The 17,928-nt window shown below is 62.7% G+C and carries 14 protein-coding genes; 8 read left to right on the forward strand and 6 right to left on the reverse strand.

Annotated elements, in window-relative coordinates:
* Positions 1–7 precede the first annotated feature (7 nt).
* Positions 8–1,117: a 5-(carboxyamino)imidazole ribonucleotide synthase gene (locus ACWIVK_RS10400; protein WP_448576613.1), complete on the forward strand. Its 1,110-nt coding sequence runs from the start codon at positions 8–10 to the stop codon at positions 1,115–1,117.
* A 52-nt stretch (positions 1,118–1,169) separates the two neighbouring features.
* Here the strand turns inward: ACWIVK_RS10400 and ilvD are convergent, their stop codons facing one another.
* The gene (ilvD, locus tag ACWIVK_RS10405; protein WP_448576614.1) at positions 1,170–2,840 is read right to left on the reverse strand and encodes a dihydroxy-acid dehydratase; all 1,671 of its coding nucleotides are present in this window, start codon (positions 2,838–2,840) and stop codon (positions 1,170–1,172) included.
* Positions 2,841–2,987: 147 nt separating this feature from the next.
* Here ilvD and gpmI point away from each other — a divergent pair, with 147 nt between their 5' ends.
* Positions 2,988–4,559, forward strand: coding sequence for a 2,3-bisphosphoglycerate-independent phosphoglycerate mutase (gene gpmI / locus ACWIVK_RS10410; RefSeq protein WP_448576615.1), 1,572 nt, complete (start codon positions 2,988–2,990; stop codon positions 4,557–4,559).
* A gap of 168 nt (positions 4,560–4,727) precedes the next feature.
* Here gpmI and eno read toward each other — a convergent pair whose 3' ends face one another.
* A complete protein-coding gene (gene eno / locus ACWIVK_RS10415; protein WP_448576616.1) occupies positions 4,728–6,029 on the reverse strand; it encodes a phosphopyruvate hydratase in 1,302 nt (433 codons plus the stop codon).
* Between the two features lie 135 nt (positions 6,030–6,164).
* On the opposite strand from eno, the gene pheS reads away from it, so the two are divergent.
* The 5 genes from pheS to hisD are packed head-to-tail and all read left to right on the forward strand — an operon-like array spanning position 6,165 to position 13,536.
* Entirely contained in the window at positions 6,165–7,244 is a 1,080-nt protein-coding gene (pheS, locus tag ACWIVK_RS10420) for a phenylalanine--tRNA ligase subunit alpha (protein WP_448576617.1), read from the forward strand.
* A 32-nt stretch (positions 7,245–7,276) separates the two neighbouring features.
* The gene (gene pheT, locus ACWIVK_RS10425) at positions 7,277–9,730 is read left to right on the forward strand and encodes a phenylalanine--tRNA ligase subunit beta (protein ID WP_448576619.1); all 2,454 of its coding nucleotides are present in this window, start codon (positions 7,277–7,279) and stop codon (positions 9,728–9,730) included.
* Positions 9,727–11,169, forward strand: coding sequence for a histidine--tRNA ligase (locus ACWIVK_RS10430; RefSeq protein WP_448576620.1), 1,443 nt, complete (start codon positions 9,727–9,729; stop codon positions 11,167–11,169). Before pheT ends, ACWIVK_RS10430 begins: the two co-directional genes overlap by 4 nt.
* A 4-nt stretch (positions 11,170–11,173) precedes the next feature.
* A complete protein-coding gene (hisG, locus tag ACWIVK_RS10435; protein WP_448576621.1) occupies positions 11,174–12,190 on the forward strand; it encodes an ATP phosphoribosyltransferase in 1,017 nt (338 codons plus the stop codon).
* Positions 12,190–13,536, forward strand: coding sequence for a histidinol dehydrogenase (hisD, locus tag ACWIVK_RS10440; RefSeq protein WP_448576623.1), 1,347 nt, complete (start codon positions 12,190–12,192; stop codon positions 13,534–13,536). Before hisG ends, hisD begins: the two co-directional genes overlap by 1 nt.
* 1 nt (position 13,537) lies before the next feature.
* Here the strand turns inward: hisD and ruvA are convergent, their stop codons facing one another.
* The 3 genes from ruvA to ACWIVK_RS10455 are packed head-to-tail and all read right to left on the reverse strand — an operon-like array spanning position 13,538 to position 15,896.
* Complete coding sequence (gene ruvA / locus ACWIVK_RS10445; RefSeq protein WP_448576624.1) at positions 13,538–14,113, reverse strand: Holliday junction branch migration protein RuvA; 576 nt, start codon at positions 14,111–14,113, stop codon at positions 13,538–13,540.
* Positions 14,110–14,982: an amidohydrolase family protein gene (locus tag ACWIVK_RS10450; RefSeq protein ID WP_448576625.1), complete on the reverse strand. Its 873-nt coding sequence runs from the start codon at positions 14,980–14,982 to the stop codon at positions 14,110–14,112. Before ACWIVK_RS10450 ends, ruvA begins: the two co-directional genes overlap by 4 nt.
* Positions 14,979–15,896, reverse strand: coding sequence for a PP2C family protein-serine/threonine phosphatase (locus ACWIVK_RS10455; RefSeq protein ID WP_448576626.1), 918 nt, complete (start codon positions 15,894–15,896; stop codon positions 14,979–14,981). Before ACWIVK_RS10455 ends, ACWIVK_RS10450 begins: the two co-directional genes overlap by 4 nt.
* A gap of 191 nt (positions 15,897–16,087) precedes the next feature.
* On the opposite strand from ACWIVK_RS10455, the gene ACWIVK_RS10460 reads away from it, so the two are divergent.
* On the forward strand, positions 16,088–16,348 hold the full coding sequence (locus ACWIVK_RS10460; protein ID WP_448576627.1) for a hypothetical protein: 261 nt from the start codon (positions 16,088–16,090) through the stop codon (positions 16,346–16,348).
* Positions 16,349–17,100: 752 nt separating this feature from the next.
* Here the strand turns inward: ACWIVK_RS10460 and ACWIVK_RS10465 are convergent.
* A complete protein-coding gene (locus ACWIVK_RS10465) occupies positions 17,101–17,805 on the reverse strand; it encodes a response regulator transcription factor (RefSeq protein WP_448576628.1) in 705 nt (234 codons plus the stop codon).
* Positions 17,806–17,928 lie beyond the last annotated feature (123 nt).

The following is a 17,928-nucleotide window of genomic DNA, read 5'->3' on the forward strand; positions in this document are numbered from 1 at the left end:
GCGACCGATGCGTCTCGGGATTCTCGGCGGAGGGCAACTCGGGCGAATGCTGGCGCTCGCCGGGTATCCGCTCGGTCTGCACTTTCGCGGTCTCGATCCATCTCCCGAGGCCCCGCTCGGTCACGTCGCCGAACTGCTCGTGGCCTCCTACGACGATCGCCTGGCCCTCGAGCAGTTCGCAACCGGGTTGGACTGCGTGACGTATGAATTCGAGAACGTCCCGGGCACGACGGCCGAATTCCTGGCGACACGGTTGCCGGTTTTGCCGCCACCAGAGGCCCTGTTCCGTGCTCAAGACCGGCTGGAAGAAAAGCGATTGTTCGAATCGTGTGGCATTCCCGTCCCACGCTACGCGCCGATCTCGTCCCCCGAGGACTTCGGTCCGGCCATCGAAACAGTCCCGTTTCCAGCCGTTCTCAAGACGCGACGCTACGGTTACGACGGGCATGGGCAAAAGCGAGTACGCGTGCCTGCAGAACTCCCGCGAGCTTGGGAAGAGCTGGGTCGCGCCTCGTGCCTGCTCGAGGAGCTCGTACCGTTCGACGACGAAGTCTCGCTCCTCGGAGCACGTTCACGCACCGGTGAAATCGCGTTCTTCCCACTCGTCGAAAACCGCCATACCGATGGCATTCTCGCGCTCTCACGCGCACCGGCCCCACGCGCGAGCCGCACCCTGCAAGAACAAGCCGAACGCTCGGTAGCAGCGCTCCTCGAAGAACTGTCCTACGTGGGCATCCTGGCTGTCGAGTTCTTCGTCGTCGGTGAGACGCTCCTGGCCAACGAAATGGCACCTCGCGTGCATAACAGTGGCCACTGGACGATCGAAGGAGCGGAAACGAGTCAGTTCGAGCAGCACCTGCGCGCTCTCCTGGGATGGCCCCTCGGCTCGACAGCGATGCGCGGCTATGCGGCGATGATCAATTTGCTCGGTTCCGTACCACCGATCGAGGCGCTCCTCGCGATTCCCAATGTGCACGTGCATCTCTATGGAAAAACCCCGCGACCGCGTCGAAAGCTCGGGCATGTCACGATCCGGGCCGAGACGCCGGAAGAACGAGACGAACTGGTTCGTCTCGTCCTTTCGATCGTCGAATTCCCCGAACCGGTCACGATCTAGCGAAACCGGTGGGGCCGGGTTTTGTCCCTGCCCCACATCTCTTGCCACGATCTCATTGCCAGGCAGGTGTCCGCAAGACAGCACCCTGCGAGGCAGAACTGACGAGCGCAGCGTAGCGGGCGAAGACCCCATTGGTGAACCGTGGAGCGGGCGGCGACCAGCGCGAACGCCGCTCGGCAAGTTCCGCTTCTGGCACCTCGAGATCGATCCGCCGCTTCTCCACGTCGATCACGATGGTGTCACCATCCTGGACGAAGGCGATCGGCCCACCCACTGGCGCCTCGGGCGCTACGTGGCCGATCATGAGTCCCTTGGTACCGCCTGAGAACCGGCCATCGGTGACCAAAGCGACATGTGGACCGAGCCCCTCGCCCACGATCGCTGCCGTGATCCCCAGCATTTCCCGCATGCCTGGACCACCCTTGGGCCCCTCGTACCGAATGACCACCACATCGCCTGGCTTGATCTGCTGGTTGAGGACCGCTTGCATCGCCTGCTCTTCGGCATCGAAGACGCGAGCCGTCCCACGGAAGTACATCTGCTCCGTACCGGCAACTTTGAGAACGGCACCCTCGGGCGCGAGCGATCCGCGCAGAATGACCAGACCACCATGCGGTTTCAACGGAGCGGACGGATGATAGACGACGGGCTGACCAGGAGCCTCCTGAGCGTCAGCGACCGCCTCGGCCAGGGTCTCACCCGTCACCAAACGAGCATCCCCCTCGACGAGTCCAGCCTCGAGGAGCCGCTTCACAACGAGCTTGGTTCCACCAGCCTTATAGAGACTCCACGCCACGTACTTTCCCCACGGCTTCAGATCAGCGATGATCGGCGTTCGCTGGCTGATCTCATCGAACTCGTCGATGCTCAGCGGAATACCCAACTCGTGCGCGATGGCCAAGAGGTGCAGAACCGCGTTGGTCGATCCGCCCGTCGCGGCCACTGCAGCGATCGCGTTCCGCAGCGAGGTCTTGGTCAGGAAATCGCGGGGCGTTCGGTTCGCACGGACGACCTCCATGAAACGGCGGCCAGCCTCCCGGGTCGCCGGAGCCTTTTCCGGCGCGATCGCCGGTATCGCGTTGTAGCCCATCGGCGACAGGCCCATCACTTCGAGTGCCATCGCCATCGTGTTCGCCGTATATTGTCCACCACAGGCGCCCGGCCCCGGGATCGCTCGCCGTTCGATCTCCTGCAGTTCCTCCAACGTGATCTTCCCGGCCGCGTAGGCCCCAACTGCCTCGAAGACTTCCACGATCGTCAGTTCGCGGTCACGCCAGTGTCCGGGAGCGATCGAGCCTCCGTACAACACCATGGCAGGAACCCCGGCACGAATCACCCCCATCGCTCCCCCTGGAATCGTCTTGTCACAGGAGACGATGGCGACCAGGGCATCGAACTGGTATCCATATGCCATCAGTTCGATCGAGTCAGCGATCACCTCGCGACTGATCAGCGAGGCCTTCATCGCTTCGGTTCCCATCGAGATAGCATCGTTCACTGCGATCGTGTTGAACTCGACCGGTACACCGCCAGCCTCGCGGATACCCTCGCGCAAGTGCTGTGCGAGTTCCCGTAGGTGGTAGTTACACGGCATGGCATCGGTCCACGTATTGGCGATCGCGACGATCGGCTTGTCGAAGTCCTCGTCGCGAAAGCCGACTGCTCGCAGCATGGCACGAGCCGGCGCTCGATCGATCCCGTGCGTAATCCGCTCGCTACGCATCGCCTTCTCGACTCCTCTCCCGTCAGCCCTTCGACTACGCCCCGGATTGTACCGCGAGCGTCTCGTGAAGCGATTTGTCAGGTATGCCAGTGAGGTCTACTATCAGCGCGAGGGTGATGGCACCCATCGATGGGGGAGGGGACTCTCGTGAAGCAGCCGCCGATGGTTTGTCTCGTCATCCTGGACGGCTGGGCGATCGGCCCGGACTATCCCGGTAATGCGATCCGGGCTGCCCACACTCCGGTCATGGATCGTCTCCAAGCGACCTACCCGATGACGACACTCCGCTGCTGGGGTCGCGACGTCGGCCTGCCCGATGACCAAATGGGAAACTCTGAAGTCGGGCACCTCAATCTGGGTGCTGGACGAATCGTCTACCAACTCATCACGCGCATCGATCTTGCGATCGAAGACGGTTCGTTCTTCGAGAATCACGCATTCCAGCGAGCGCTCGACCGCGCGCGCCAGCCAGGACGCACACTCCATCTCATGGGCCTGATCGGTGATGGAGGTGTGCACAGCCATCAACGACACCTTCTTGCCCTGTTGGAACTCGCTGCTCGTGCTGGGATTTCCCGCGTCGCCGTTCATGCCTTCACCGACGGCCGGGATACCGCTCCGACGAGCGGTATCGAACACCTGCGCGAGCTACTAGCCGCGCTGGATCGCCTTCGTACCGGTTTCGTCGCGACCGTGAGCGGTCGCTATTATGCGATGGACCGAGACAAACGCTGGGAGCGAACCAAGCTGGCCTACGACGCCATCGTCTGCGGGCTCGGACCGACCGCGCGCTCGCCGCTCGAAGCGGTCGAGCGAAGCTACGCACAGGGCATAACCGACGAGTTCATCGTTCCAACGGTCATCGTCGATGCAGAAAAGAAGCCCCTCGCAACGATCGAGGACGGGGATGCGGTGATTTTCTTCAATTTTCGTGCTGACCGCGCTCGGCAGCTCACGCACGCGCTCACTGACGCGAACTTCACTGCTTTCCCACGCTGTCGTTGGCCGCGTGATCTCCTCATGGTGACGATGGCCGAGTACGAACCTCACTTTCCGGTACTCGTCGCCTTCGCTCCCGATATCGTGCGCGTCCCTCTCGCCCGAGTACTCTCCGATGCCGGACTCCGGCAGTTCCATACCGCCGAAACGGAAAAATACGCGCACGTGACCTATTTCTTCAATGGTGGCCGCGAAGAACCGTTCCCTGGCGAAGATCGACTCCTCGTCCCCTCACCCAAAGTACCCACCTACGACCTCCAGCCTGAAATGAGTGCTCCCGAAGTGACCGCTGCTGCGGTCGAGGCGATCGACTCGCAACGTTACGCCTTCGTCCTCGTCAACTACGCCAATCCCGATATGGTCGGACACACGGGTGTCTTCGCAGCAGCGGTCGCTGCGGTCGAATGTGTCGACCGTTGTCTCGGACGGATCGAGCAGGCCGTGCGTTCGGTCAACGGCTATCTCGTCGTCACGGCCGACCACGGAAATGCCGACGAGATGCTGGTTCCCGGAACGAACGAGGTGTGGACCGCCCATACGAAGAATCCGGTACCGTTCATCCTCGTTGCACCGGACCGCTCGCCATTTCGCTCGGTGCCCCTACGAGCCGGTGGACGCCTGGCCGATGTTGCGCCGACCATCCTCGAGGTCATGGGCCTTCCCCAACCGGAGGAAATGACCGGTCGGAGTTTGATCGTCGCACCTCACGTCGGCAGGTGATCGCAGCGAGCTCGATTCACCGTCAGTGAGCACGTGGAGCCGAATCGAGCGTGCGCTTCGGCGTCATCTGTGTCCGACACACACCGGCCTCGCACGACGTGCAGGGCTGCCTTCTCCTGCGTGTCCGCAGAGTCGTCATCAGGCATGCTCAGCGATATGGGACATCGCTCAGCCGAAGCGACGCAAGCCTGCCGGGAAACCGCTCCAGCCAGCATAGGTGCCAGCCGAACCGAGTTCTTCCTCGATGCGTAGCAGCTGGTTGTACTTCTCGACGCGATCCATCCGCGCTGGGGCACCTGTCTTGATCAAGCCGGCGTTGACCGCGACCGCGAGATCAGCAATGAAGGCATCTGCGGTCTCACCGCTCCGGTGCGAAATCACGGTCGCGTACCCATGCGTCTGAGCGAGGTGGATCGCCTCGAGCGTTTCCGTGAGCGTCCCGATCTGGTTCGGTTTGACCAGCACCGCGTTGGCGACACCGAACAGGATACCCTGGCGAATCCGCTGCGGGTTAGTGACGAACAGGTCATCCCCGACGAGTTGCACGCGATGACCGAGCCGGGCTGTCAGGCGCTGCCAATGATCCCAGTCATCCTCTGCGAGTCCGTCCTCGATCGAAACGATCGGATACCGCTCGACCCACTCCGCCCAGAAGTCGATGAGCTCGTCCGGCGAGAGTGTGCGCCCCTCGCCTGGCAATTGGTAGGTTCCATCCCGATAGAGTTCGGTCATCGCCGGATCCAGCGCCAGCACCACCTGCTCACCGATTCGGTAGCCAGCGCGGTCGATCGCACGGAGAATCACCTCGATCGCATCCTGGTTACCAGGCAGACGCGGAGCGTAACCGCCCTCGTCACCGATGGTGGTCGCCGCACCGCGCTCGGCCAGCACCGAGCGAAGAGTCTGGTAGATCTCGCTGGCCCAACGGATGGCCTCGGCGAAGGACGGTGCCCCGACCGGAACGACCATGAATTCCTGCATGTCGACACCGGATCCAGCGGCATGCTTACCGCCGTTCAAGATGTTCAGCATAGGTGTCGGAAGAAGATGAGCGTTCGGTCCTCCGAGGTACCGGTAGAGTGGGAGTCCCACTGCCGCAGCCGCGGCACGGGCGACGGCGAGCGAGGCCCCCAGGAGCGCATTGGCACCCAAACGGCCTTTGTTGGGCGTGCCATCCAGCTCGATGAGTACTCGATCGATCGCTCGTTGATCGAGCGCGTCCATTCCGCAAATCGCCGAGGCGATCGGTCCATTGACGTGCTCGACCGCGCGCCGCACTCCCTTGCCGGCATAACGCTGCTCGCCATCGCGCAGCTCCAGGGCCTCATGGTGCCCAGTCGAGGCACCGGACGGCACCGCCGCCCGACCGACAGCCCCGCAGGAAAGTCGCACGTCCACTTCGACGGTCGGATTGCCGCGCGAGTCGAGAATCTCCCGTGCCCGGACTGCTGCGATCGTCGTCTGGCTCATCGCTCCGACCTCCTGTCCTGCCCGTTTCTTTCCGGCGAAGTGTACCCGGCACCGGTGACCTCGACCCTCGCTTGACACGAGCCATCACGCATCCTTATGCTCAGGCCGCGCCCCGACGGGCGCACCAGCGCGGGGATGAGCGCGACGACTCCGAAGCAGGAGGTATCCGTGAACACCGATCGGATCGAGGAACTCCGACAGCGTGCCAAACGAGAACTTCTTGCGAGCACGACTCAGGCTGCGCTCGCCGAATGGTACGCTCGATACCTCGGCCGACGCGGAGAGCTGACGCAACTTTTGCGAGCATTGGGCACGCTGCCACCAGAGCAACGGCCGATCATCGGTCGACTCGCCAATGAACTTCGGGATGAACTCCAAACCGCCTACGAGGAACGCGAACGCGAGGTGCGTGAGATCGAGCTCGCGGCCCGCATCGCTGCGGAAGCGATCGATGTGACACTTCCTGGCCGGCGCCCACGCATCGGGACGCTCCACCCTGTTACGCAAATGATTCGCGAGGTAACCGACATCTTCGCTCATCTCGGTTTTCAGGTGGTCGAGGGCCCGGAAGTGGAATATGGCTATTACGCGTTCGATGCGCTCAATATTCCACCGGAGCACCCGGCTCGCGACGTGTGGGACACGATCTTCATCGAGTCCGACCAAAAGGAGATCGTCCTGCGTCCGCACACGTCCCCGATGCAGATCCGCGTGATGGAGCGCAGAAAGCCACCGGTGCGCGTCGTGGTGCCTGGTCGCTGTTATCGGTACGAAGCGGTCGATGCGACGCATGAGTGGCATTTCCATCAGATCGAGGGGCTCGCTGTCGACGAACAGATCACGATGGCTGATCTCAAGGGAACATTGGCTGAGTTCGCACGCCAGCTTTTCGGTAAAGAACGACGCGTCCGCTTTCGCTGCGATTTCTTCCCCTTCGTCGAACCGGGGGTCGACTTCGCCATCGACTGCATGTTTTGCCGTGGCGAGGGCTGCCGCGTGTGCGGCGAAAGCGGCTGGATCGAGATCCTGGGTGCAGGGATGGTTCACCCGCAGGTGCTCCGCAACGTGGGATACGATCCCGACCGGTATACCGGTTGGGCATTCGGCATGGGTGTCGAGAGACTCGTGATGCTCCGCTATGGTGTCCCTGACATCCGGTACTTCTATCAAGGCGATCTCCGTTTTCTTGCCCAGTTCGACCGCATACCGTTCTGATCGAGCCGAGAACGAAGGGCAGGCCCGCCACCATGAAGGTTCCGATGCGCTGGCTCCAGGAATTGGTCGCGACCGACCGCTCTGCAGACGAAATCGCCGAACGGCTGACACTCGCCGGGCTCGAGGTCGAGTCGATCGAGCGGATCGGTGCACATTGGGACAAGATCTATGTCGGCGTGGTCGAGAAGATCGAACCCCATCCGAATGCTGATCGACTCGTTTTGGCCACGGTCGATGCGGGAGCCCATCGTTTGACCGTGGTGACGGGAGCGCCGAACATCGCCGTCGGCCAGAAGGTCGCGCTGGCCCTCGCCGGCGCAACGCTCTACGATGGGCACAGCCCAGAGCCCCGGCTAACCACGCTGAAACCTGCCACCATCCGGGGGGTCCGCTCGGAGGGAATGGTGTGTTCCGAGAAGGAACTCGGCCTTTCCGAGGAGCACGAGGGCATCCTGGTTCTCGATCCGGATGCTCCGGTCGGTATCCCGCTCCGTGATTATCTCGGTGACGAGATTCTGGAACTCTCCATCACACCGAATCGGGTCGACGCCTACTCCATCATCGGGATCGCCCGCGAGGTCGCTGCGCTGACGAATTCACCGCTCCGGCTTCCCGAATTGCCGCCGATCCAGGCACCCGTCGACCCGACCCTGGCGACGATCGAGGCGAGCGACCTCTGCGCTCGCTTCGTCGGTATCGCGCTCGAGGGGATCCGCGTCGCCCCCTCGCCTTGGTGGTTGCGCCGCCGACTCCAATTGGTCGGTCTTCGCCCGATCAACAACGTGGTCGATGTCACGAACTACGTCATGATCGAATGGGGACAGCCGCAACATGCTTTCGACCGATCCCGCCTCCGCGGCGGCCGGTTGATCGTGCGGCGAGCCCGGCCCAGTGAGGAAATCGAGACACTCGATCACGTCCGGCGTCCACTCGCCCCCGACATGCTCGTCATTGCCGACGCCGAGCGCCCAGTCGGGATCGCTGGCGTGATGGGTGGTCTCGAGAGCGAGATCAGCGACGAGACGACCAGTGTCCTCTTGGAAACCGCGAATTTCGACATGCTCAGCATCCGACGCACCGCGCGTACGCTCCGGTTACGGACCGAGGCCTCCGCTCGCTTCGAGCGCGGGCTGGATCCCAATCTCTGCTGGCCCGCCGCCCAGCGCGCAGTGCAGTTGCTGAGCACACTGATCCCGACCTGCCGCGTCGTCGCGACGGTCGACCATTATCCGGCCCCGCGCCGACCGTGGCAGATCCGATTCCCGCGCAGCGAGATTCCACGCCTCCTCGGAGTGGACTATCCGGACGAACGCGTGATCAGCGTCTTCGAAAGCTTGGGGCTATCGGTCGAACGCGGAGGGGAAAATGGGCGCTCGGTGTGGTTGGTCACCGTCCCGACGTATCGCAGCGACTTGACGATTCCCGCTGACCTCGTCGAGGAGGCAGCGCGCGTTATCGGTTACGACACGATCCCCGAACGCCTGCCGGTGGGACAAACCGTCCCCGTCGAAATCGATCCGGAATTGCGCCTCGTGCGCCAAATCCAAAACGGGCTCGTCGCTGCCGGACTCCACGAAGTGATCACCTACCCGATGGTCGATGATGAATCGCTCAGGGCACTTGCACCGTCGGGCGACCAGCTACCGGAACGCTTCGGTTTTTTCGAGCGGCCAACTCAGGAGTTGGTGCGGGCCCGCAATCCGATCCGGCCGGAATGGTCCATCATGCGACCGTCCTTGTTGCCGACGCTGTTGCGCAACGCTGCCGAACAGCTCAAATTCAACGAAGCGGTTGCCATCTTCGAGACCGGAAAGGTCTACTTACCGCGACAACGAGACGAATTGCCCGACGAGCGACGGGTGGTCGGCTGTCTGCTCGCGGGGCTCGCGACACTGCGTGATCTCTATCAGGACGAACGTCCGGTCGATTACTTCGATCTCAAGGGCATTCTCGAGACGATCTTGCCGCGGGTCGGCGTCGCAGACGTGGCATTCTGCGCGCTGACCCATCCGACACTCCAACCTGGCCGGAGCGCCGAGATCAACGCACGAGGCCGTCCGATCGGCGTGCTGGGTGAAGTACTGGTGACCGTCGCAGAGCGGTTCGGGATCCCGCCACAGACTCGTGTCGTCGTGGCCGAAATCGATATCCCGACGATCCTGGAGATCGGTCTGGCGCCCATCAGTGTCCGACCGGTTTCGCGCTATCAGCCGGTCGATCAGGACTTCGCGATCGTCGTCGACGAGTCGGTCCCAGCTGCCGATGTCGCGGCAGCCATTCGGGCTGGAGCAGGGCCACTGGCTACTGAGATCAGGTTGTTCGACGTCTACCGTGGTCCAGCCATACCTGCCGGGAAGAAGAGCCTCGCGTTCCGGGTCATCTTCTCGGCTCCCGACCGCCCATTGAGCGAGGAGGAACTGCAGCGCCTGCGCCAACGGATCGAGCAACAGATCCATCGACGGGTCAAGGGAGAGTTCCGCCGGTGACCATTCACCAGCTGACCGAAACACCTCAACCCTTAGAACGCTTGCGCGGCATGCAAGACGCTCCTCCTGCTCTTTATCGGCGGCGACAAGCGGTTTTCCATCGCATCGCTCGCGTGCTCGAGCGTCACGGGTACGAATTCATCGAAACACCGATCTTGGAGCCCACCGAACTGTTCCTTCGCAAGTCCGGTCCCGAACGGATCGCTCAGCTCTACGCCTTCAGTTTTCGGAATCGCGATATCGCTCTCCGGCCCGAGCACACGGCATCGATCCTTCGCTACTACGTGGAGTCCAGACAGAACGATCCCTTACCGCTGCGCTTCGCGTATGCTGGTCCGGTTTTCCGCTACGAGCGACCGCAAGCTGGGCGCACACGTCAATTTACCGAGGTCGGCTGTGAACTGCTCGGTGCCCCGGGGCCGAGCGGTGACGCAGAAGTGATCCACCTCGCTGCTGAGATTCTCGAAGCACTCGGGATCGTGCCCCGTGTCGTCATCGGTCACGTCGGTATCGTGCTGGACTATCTCGCTCATCTGCCCCTCCGTCAACGTGCGCGGGATTGGCTCCTCTGGAGCATGGAGCGACTGCGCAAGGGGCAAGCGGTCGACGTCGAGAGCGAACTCCCGGCATTAGTCGATTCCACCGACATCGTGCAGATTACCCAGGAAGTCCGGGCAAAACTCGCCTTGACCACGGAGGAACTGGAACGGTTGATTCTCGCACTTCTGCGAGAGGTCGGCGTACCGATGACCGGCGCCTCCCGCCAGCCCGAGGAGATCGTTCGCGGCGTCCTGACAAAGCTCCAACGCAGCGCCGATCCTCACGCATTGCGCCAGGCGCTCGCTTTCGCCCGCGAACTTGCGTCGCTCTCGGGTCCACCGGACGAGGTACTCTCGGCACTCCGCCGGATAGTCGAGCGCTATGGCCTCGATCCCGCACCACTGCATCGAATCGACGAGGTGCTCGATCAGCTCGCCGCCTATGGACTGGGAACCGACCGGATCGTGCTCGCACCGGGAATGGCGCGCGGACTGCACTACTACACTGGGATCCTCTTCGAAATGTATTCCCAGGCTGACGAAGGACTGCAACTGTGCGGCGGCGGCCGCTACGACGATCTCGCTCAACTGCTCGGCGCGCGCCAGCCGCTCCCAGCCTGCGGCTTCGCCGGTGGCCTCGAACGGATCGCTGACGCCTCAGCCTTGCCGCTGAAGAGCGAGCCCCGCCTCCTCGTCATGGCAGCCGATCGCTCCGCCATCGCAGCCGCCACGCGTTTCGCTGAGCGGCTGCGGGCCAGCGGCGCGATCGTCGAACTGGACGTCCGCCACCGATCGCTTTCTGCGAACCGTCGTTACGCTCGCCGGCGCGGGGTCACCGAAATCCTGGTCGTCGACGCGACGAGTTCCGTTCGCCGCATCGACCTCACCACCGAGGAATGACCTGATGGTCGAACCGCTCCGAATCGCCATCGCCTCTAAGGGAGAATACGAGCAAGCAACCCTGCGTTTTCTCGACAGTGCCGGTCTCAGCGTCTGGCGACCGAACCCACGTCAGTACGTCGGGCGGCTGGCTGGATTCGAGGACGTCGAGGTTCTTTTCCAGCGGACGGCCGATATCGTTCAGCAGGTCGCCAGCGGGGGCGCTGACCTCGGTATCACCGGTTACGATCTAGTCGCCGAACTCGCCGGTGACGATCCCGATGTCCTCGTTGTTTTCGACGATCTCGGCTTCCGGCGCTGTCAACTCGTTCTCGCCGTCCCCGAGAGCTGGTTGGACGTCACGACACTGGCTGACCTCGCCGACCTCGCTGTCGATTGGAAGCGACAGGGGCGCACCTTGCGCATCGCCACGAAGTTCCCCAATCTGACACGCGAATTCCTGTTGCGTAACGGCATCAATTACTTCACGCTCGTCGAAGGACATGGCGCGCTCGAAATCGCTCCCGCGCTCGGCTACGCTGACCTGATCGCCGATCTCACCGAAACAGGCGTGACCTTGCGCGAGAATCGGCTCAGGGTACTGGAAGGGGGAGTGATTCTCCGCGCCCAGGCCTGCCTCATCGCGAGTCGTCGAGCGCTCCGTTCAGCACCGCAAAAACTGCAGCAGGCTCGCGCCATCATCGAGCTGATCGAGGCGCGTCTCCGCTCGCGACGCTATCGCCTCGTCACAGCGAACATTCGCGGATCGAGCGAGGACGATGTCGTCCGTCACGTCATGGCGCACGCGGCAACGACCGGCGAACGCGGACCGACCGTCGCTCGTGTCTATCCGAAGACGACTGAGGAGGGCCCCGGTTGGTACGAAGTGACGATCATCGTTCCACAGCACCTCTTGCTGGAGGCTGTCGACCATTTGCGCTTGGCCGGAAGCTCGGGTATCACTGTGACCTTCCCTGAGTACGTTTTCGATTCTCGCTCCCATGCCTTCGCCCGCCTCTGCCAGGCCTTGGAGGAGAAATGATGACGACCAGGATCCGCGTGATCGAGAACATCGCTGAAGCCGAACGCTTCCTGTCCCGCTCCCGTCAAATCCCAACCCACCTCCCGGCCGCCGTGCAGGAACGCATCCGGACCGTTTTCGGTGCCGATTTGACGCCGCTTCAGGTCGTCGAGCGAATCATCCAGGAGGTCCGTTCCCAGGGAGACGATGCTGTCCGCCGGTATACGCTCGCCTTCGACGGTCTCCATCTCGATACGTTCCTCGTCAGTCCGGAAGAGTTCCAGCACGCACGTCGAGCGATCACGCCCGAGCTCGAGGCAGCGCTCCGCTTCGCCCGCGACCGCATCGAGGCATTTCATCGGCGAGCGATCCCGCGCTCCTGGATCGAGTTCGACGAAACGGGCGCCTTTGGACAACTCGTACGACCGGTGGATCGCGTCGGCATCTACGTGCCAGGGGGCCGAGCCCCGCTTCCCTCCTCGCTCCTCATGACGGCGATTCCAGCCCAATTGGCCGGTGTGCGCGACATCGTCGTCTGTACGCCGCCAAGCCGCGACGGGACGATCGCGCCTGTTGTCCTGGCTGCAGCAGAACTGCTCGGTATCGAACGCGTCTTCAAGATCGGTGGCGCCCAGGCGATCGCCGCACTCGCCTATGGCACACAGACGATTCCAGCGGTCGATATTGTCGCTGGCCCGGGCAATCTCTTCGTCATCCTCGCCAAAAGACTCGTATACGGGGATGTCGGAATCGATCAACTACCAGGACCAACAGAAACATTGCTGATCGCTGATGAGCAGGCTGATCCGGTTCTCTGTGCCGCTGACTTGCTCGCCCAGGCCGAACACGATCCCCTCGCCTGCGCGATCTTGATTACCCCGGCGCGCATGCTCGCCCACAAGGTGGCGCAGGAACTGGAACGGCAACTCGCGCAGCTGGACCGGAGCGAGATCGCTCGCACCGCCTTGGAAGCCAATGGAGCCATCATCATCGTGCCCGATCTCGAGCGCGCCTTCGACCTGGCCAATCTCTTCGCACCGGAACATCTTTGTCTTCTCGTCCGCGATCCCTGGCACTATCTCGACCGGGTACGTCATGCTGGTGGTGTGTTTCTCGGCGAGACTTCACCTGAGGTCATCGGCGATTACACCGCTGGCCCCAGCCACGTCATGCCCACCGGCCGAACAGCCCGCTTCGCTTCACCGGTGACCGTTCAGACGTTTCTGAAGGTGACGAGTCTCGTCGCGGTCGCGCCGAAGGCGCTGGAACTGCTCGGAAGCCCCGCTCTTCAACTGGCCATGAGCGAGGGGCTCACCGCACATGCAGCTGCCATCGAGCATCGCCTGGAACGCACGCGGCCAGATTGATTCAGGGCGGTGCCAATTGACGGAGCGCTGCCACGATACGCTCCTCGAGGGACGGGGCGCGCCGCACCTCGGGATGCGTTGCGGCTTGTCGTGCCTCCTGCGCCGTATAGCCGAGCGCTTGAAGCGCGGCAACGAGTTCCTGGTCGATCGGCTCTCCCGCCTGCACCTCGGCGAGAGCGGGTAACCGTCCCCGCAACTCGAGTACGATACGGCTGGCGGTTTTCTTCCCGATACCCGGGGCGCGAGCGAGTTCCTCGATCCGTTCTCCACGGATCCATTCGGCCAACCGATCCGGTGCTGCCAAGGAAAGCAAGCTCAATGCCCCACGTGGTCCGACGCCGCTCACAGCCAAGAGCGAAAGAAAGAGTTCCAGCTCCGCTTCGGTCGCGAACCCGTAGAGCGCCAATTCATCCTCGCGCACGATCAGGTGCGTGACCAACGACACCAGGTCTCCTGGCTCGCCGAGTTCCTGGAGCGTGGTCGCTGATGTCTGCACGCGCAAGATCACACCGTGCACGTCGACGAGGACTTCGCCCGAACGTTTCGCGACCAACGTACCACGCACGCCCCGAATCACTGGCCATCCCTCTCGGAAGGACGAGCCAGACCATAGACGCGCCGAGCGTTCTCGCTGAGAACGGGAACGAGTTCCTGTTCGGTCAAACCGCTTTCCGTTCGTACTCGTTCGAGAAACCGGCCTTGCTTCAAGACCGGAAAGTCGCTCGCGAAAAGCACCCGTTCGACACCTACGAGGTCGACGACAATCCGAAACACGGAAAACCGGTAGAGATACGTGCTGGCAGCCGAGTCATAGACCAGATTGCGCGTCACCGCAGCGACCTCTGGCATGAGCTCGTAGAACGGCAGGCCCCCACCCCAATGGGCCGCTACGACGACGACCTCAGGAAAGCGTGCGAGGAAGCGCACGAAACGGTGCGGCCAGGCGGTCCCCTTGCCAGGATAGTCATGGCCCAGAGGCTCACTCACGTGCGCCATGATCGGTCGTCCTGCCGCACGACACGCTTCGACGAGCTCGGTCAGCTGGTCGGGTTCTGACCAGTCGAAGCCTTGGGCATCGGCATTCAGCTCCCCGATTCCGCACGCCCCGGCCGCAAAACTGCGGGCCGCCTCTGCGAGAGCCGTGCGATGGTGCGGCACGACCGTCGCTAACCAGGCAATTGTCCCCCCGCTCGCACGGGAAGCATCGGCAAGATAGTCGTTGTGATAAGCGCAGAGCCCTGGATCGGCCCAGGGAAAGCCAGCAGCAATCGAAACGCTGATTCCCGTCTCCTCCATCGAGCTCGCGAGTTCCTCCGCCGTGACGAGGCGAGCCCGTGGGTTACCGTAGAGGAGCCCGAACCAACGGTCCCGCTCACAGTACGCGGCCCGACTTCGGACGATGTCCGGTGGGAAGATATGGACATGCGCATCGACGACCGCGATCATCCACCGGGACCCAAGACGAGAATGACACCGATCAGCGCGATGAAGACGAGGAGACCGATGATCAACAGAACGATCATCCAGCGGCTGCTGGCTTCCTCTGTCGCCGGGGATGGTTCGACCGGTAGATCCGCTGGCTTGAGCCAGGCGACGACGGCTGTTGCGTTGTCTTGCGTACCAGCGGCGAGAGCCTTTTCCACCAGTGTCCGAGCGGCACGGTCCGGCGACTCGGCCAGCACGACCGATGCGATCTCGTCTTCCTTGACCACATCGTGAACACCGTCAGTCGTGAGGACGATCCGATCATCGCTCATCAGGCGAACTTCAAAAATGTCGACATCGATGCGAGGTCGATAGCCGAGTGCCCTCGTGATCACGTTCCGGTACGAGCTCCCGCGTGCCTCGTCCGGCGTCAAGAGCCCTGCTTCCACCTGCTCGGCTACCAGCGAGTGGTCACGCGTGATCTGGGTGGCACGACGCGCGCGTACGAGATACGCCCGACTGTCTCCCACATTGGCAACGGTCAGACTGTCACCCCGGATCACCGCTGCCACTAATGTGGTTCCCATGAGATGCGTTTCGCCGTGCGGTTCCCATTCTCGATAAATTCGCTCGTTGGCGGCACGGAAGGCTTGTTCCAGCCGTTTCGCAACCTCGGCTGGCTGGACAGGTGGGGCGTAGAACTGCGCGCGCAGCGTCTCCACCGCGAGTTGCGCAGCGACCTCACCTCCGCGATACCCGCCCATCCCATCGGCGACGGCCAAGAGGACGCCACACTCCTGAGCCTCTGGCGAAGTTGGATCGGTGATCAGGACCGCATCCTCGTTCTGTTCGCGAATCGGTCCGGGATCGGTCGCTGCTCCGACCAACAGCGTGGTCTCTCGGATCCGTGTGCGGGCACTCACGTTCGACAGCACCCTTCCGCTCGTCCGGACCAAGTATGTGCGGCCCTTTCGCCACTCGCAACTCCGCTGTGCTCTCGTGCGACCTGCACAATGAGTCGCCAGTGACCGCAACTCTTTCTGTCACATTGTTGTAACGATGAGCCTCGACCAACGGTCTATCATGCAAGTAGCGGGCAGTTTCACCCGTGGGAGGGAGTGCAACGATGCAACCCCAACCCGCCTCCGAACAGTGGCAGTGCGAAGTCATCGGCGAACTGATCCTGCGGTATTACTTCCTACAGCCAGCTCCGACGCAATGGGTCGCCGTCGGCTTGCTGGAAATAGAAGCAGGTACGATCTTCCGCGTCGGCTGCGGCAGCGAGCCGGAGACTGCGCTGGTCGATCTCCGACAGCGGCTGATTCGTGCTCTCGGCGAACTCCCGGAGCGATCGGTGCCCCCTCGGCTGGTCAGTTGCGCTGCCTGATGAGTCCTCGCTGCTGTTCGGGGTTTGGAACTGCAGTGCCTCCGCTCATCCCCAAGCCCCAGAGAGTTGTTCGACGCACGTTAGTGTCCTGAGCCTGGCTCGAACGCTCGACTGCATTACACGCGGCACAACAGAGCGCTCCCGCAGGCCCTGTTTTGCGGCGTACGATACACCCAAGCTGCGGCGGCCGACAGCTCCCATCCCCAACCTCCCCACGAGGTCAGCAGCCACCGAATGGCGCAGTCAACTCCCGTAGGCTGCCCCGCTTCTCGTGGTCTCGCCGGAGACCGATGGTCTGACCGGCCATCACGACACCGTTGCGGTTCCGCACCCCAATTCCCCGAGGTGCCGAACTGGTTCCGGCTCTGAAGACCGAGTTCCCGCATCGGTGCCCGGGGCCCCAAGACCGAACGTGACGACTGTGCACGAACGTTCGAGCGACCGCCGAACATTCATGAGGGGCCCACCTCCCGGGTCGCTGCCGGGGCAGTCGCGCGGGACTAGCCAGAGATCACTCGCCCATCCAAGCAACAAAAACGCACCCGTGCGCCAGCCCCTGTGCGTGAATCAGGAGGGGTTTCTCGGATGCCGACTGACCGCGCGAAACAGACCACGGCACTGGCAGACAGGCCCGAATGCAGGAAATCCAGCGGTCACCGATCGAACCCGGTGAGACTCCATTCGACTCGGACCGGCACGAGATTCAGGCGGCCGATCAGGGAGATACTTTTTCAGGCTCGAGCTGGCCGCCATCACGCTGTGACAGGAACAACTGGATCGGCCAGTCGATAGCCGAGTCCCGGTCGAGTCTCGATGATGCGATGGGGCTCCTCGTCGTCGCGCAATTTAGCCCGTAGCCGGCTCACCCACGTACGCAGGTAATAGGTCTCGCGGATGAACTCGGGACCCCAGATATGACTGAGGAGTTCACTGTGGCGCACCACCCGACCGGGTTGACGGGCCAACTGTTCCAGAAGCGACCACTCGGTTCGGCTGAGTCGGACTTCCTGCCCATCGACGAAGACCCGTCGATTCGCTAGGTCGATGGTCACGCGATCGTATTGCAAAAGTGTCGATCGATCCACAGTTGGAGAGGTGCGGCGCAGTATAGCCCCGATACGCGCGACGAGTTCATCGAGGTGAAACGGCTTGGCGACGAAGTCATCGGCACCCAACTCGAGCCCTCGGATCCGATCCTCCGGTGCGGCGCGAGCGCTGACGATGATGACCGGAACGGCTGATCGCAGGCGGATATCCTGCAGCAACTCGAAACCGCACCGATCCGGAAGCACGATATCCAAGAGCACGAGATCTGGCTCATGCCGATCGAGCGCACCCATTGCCGCCTGCGCCGTCGCCGCGGTGACGAGGCTATAGCCGCGCGTCGGCAAGGTTGCCCGGAGCAAACGCTGGATGACGGGATCACCATCGACGAGAAGGACGAGTCTTCTCCGCATGCCAACCCCCATCGCCCCGGTGATCATCCCGGGACAGGATCATCCCCATCGTCGACCTGATCCGCAGCAGTTCCATAGTAGTCGTTTCTGTCCTGTTCGTCAAGGAGTCTTGCTTGCCCTTCC

It is taken from the genome of Thermomicrobium sp. (assembly GCF_053493975.1).

Excerpts from the sequence above, each read along its gene's own strand:
- ACWIVK_RS10400 (WP_448576613.1), top strand. The coding sequence starts at position 8 with ATGCGTCTCGGGATTCTCGGCGGAGGGCAACTCGGGCGAATGCTGGCG.
- ilvD (WP_448576614.1), bottom strand. The coding sequence starts at position 2,840 with ATGCGTAGCGAGCGGATTACGCACGGGATCGATCGAGCGCCGGCTCGT.
- eno (WP_448576616.1), bottom strand. The coding sequence starts at position 6,029 with ATGAGCCAGACGACGATCGCAGCAGTCCGGGCACGGGAGATTCTCGAC.
- pheS (WP_448576617.1), top strand. The coding sequence starts at position 6,165 with ATGAGCGCGACGACTCCGAAGCAGGAGGTATCCGTGAACACCGATCGG.
- pheT (WP_448576619.1), top strand. The coding sequence starts at position 7,277 with ATGAAGGTTCCGATGCGCTGGCTCCAGGAATTGGTCGCGACCGACCGC.
- hisG (WP_448576621.1), top strand. The coding sequence starts at position 11,174 with ATGGTCGAACCGCTCCGAATCGCCATCGCCTCTAAGGGAGAATACGAG.
- hisD (WP_448576623.1), top strand. The coding sequence starts at position 12,190 with ATGACGACCAGGATCCGCGTGATCGAGAACATCGCTGAAGCCGAACGC.
- ACWIVK_RS10450 (WP_448576625.1), bottom strand. The coding sequence starts at position 14,982 with ATGATCGCGGTCGTCGATGCGCATGTCCATATCTTCCCACCGGACATC.
- ACWIVK_RS10460 (WP_448576627.1), top strand. The coding sequence starts at position 16,088 with ATGCAACCCCAACCCGCCTCCGAACAGTGGCAGTGCGAAGTCATCGGC.
- ACWIVK_RS10465 (WP_448576628.1), bottom strand. The coding sequence starts at position 17,805 with ATGCGGAGAAGACTCGTCCTTCTCGTCGATGGTGATCCCGTCATCCAG.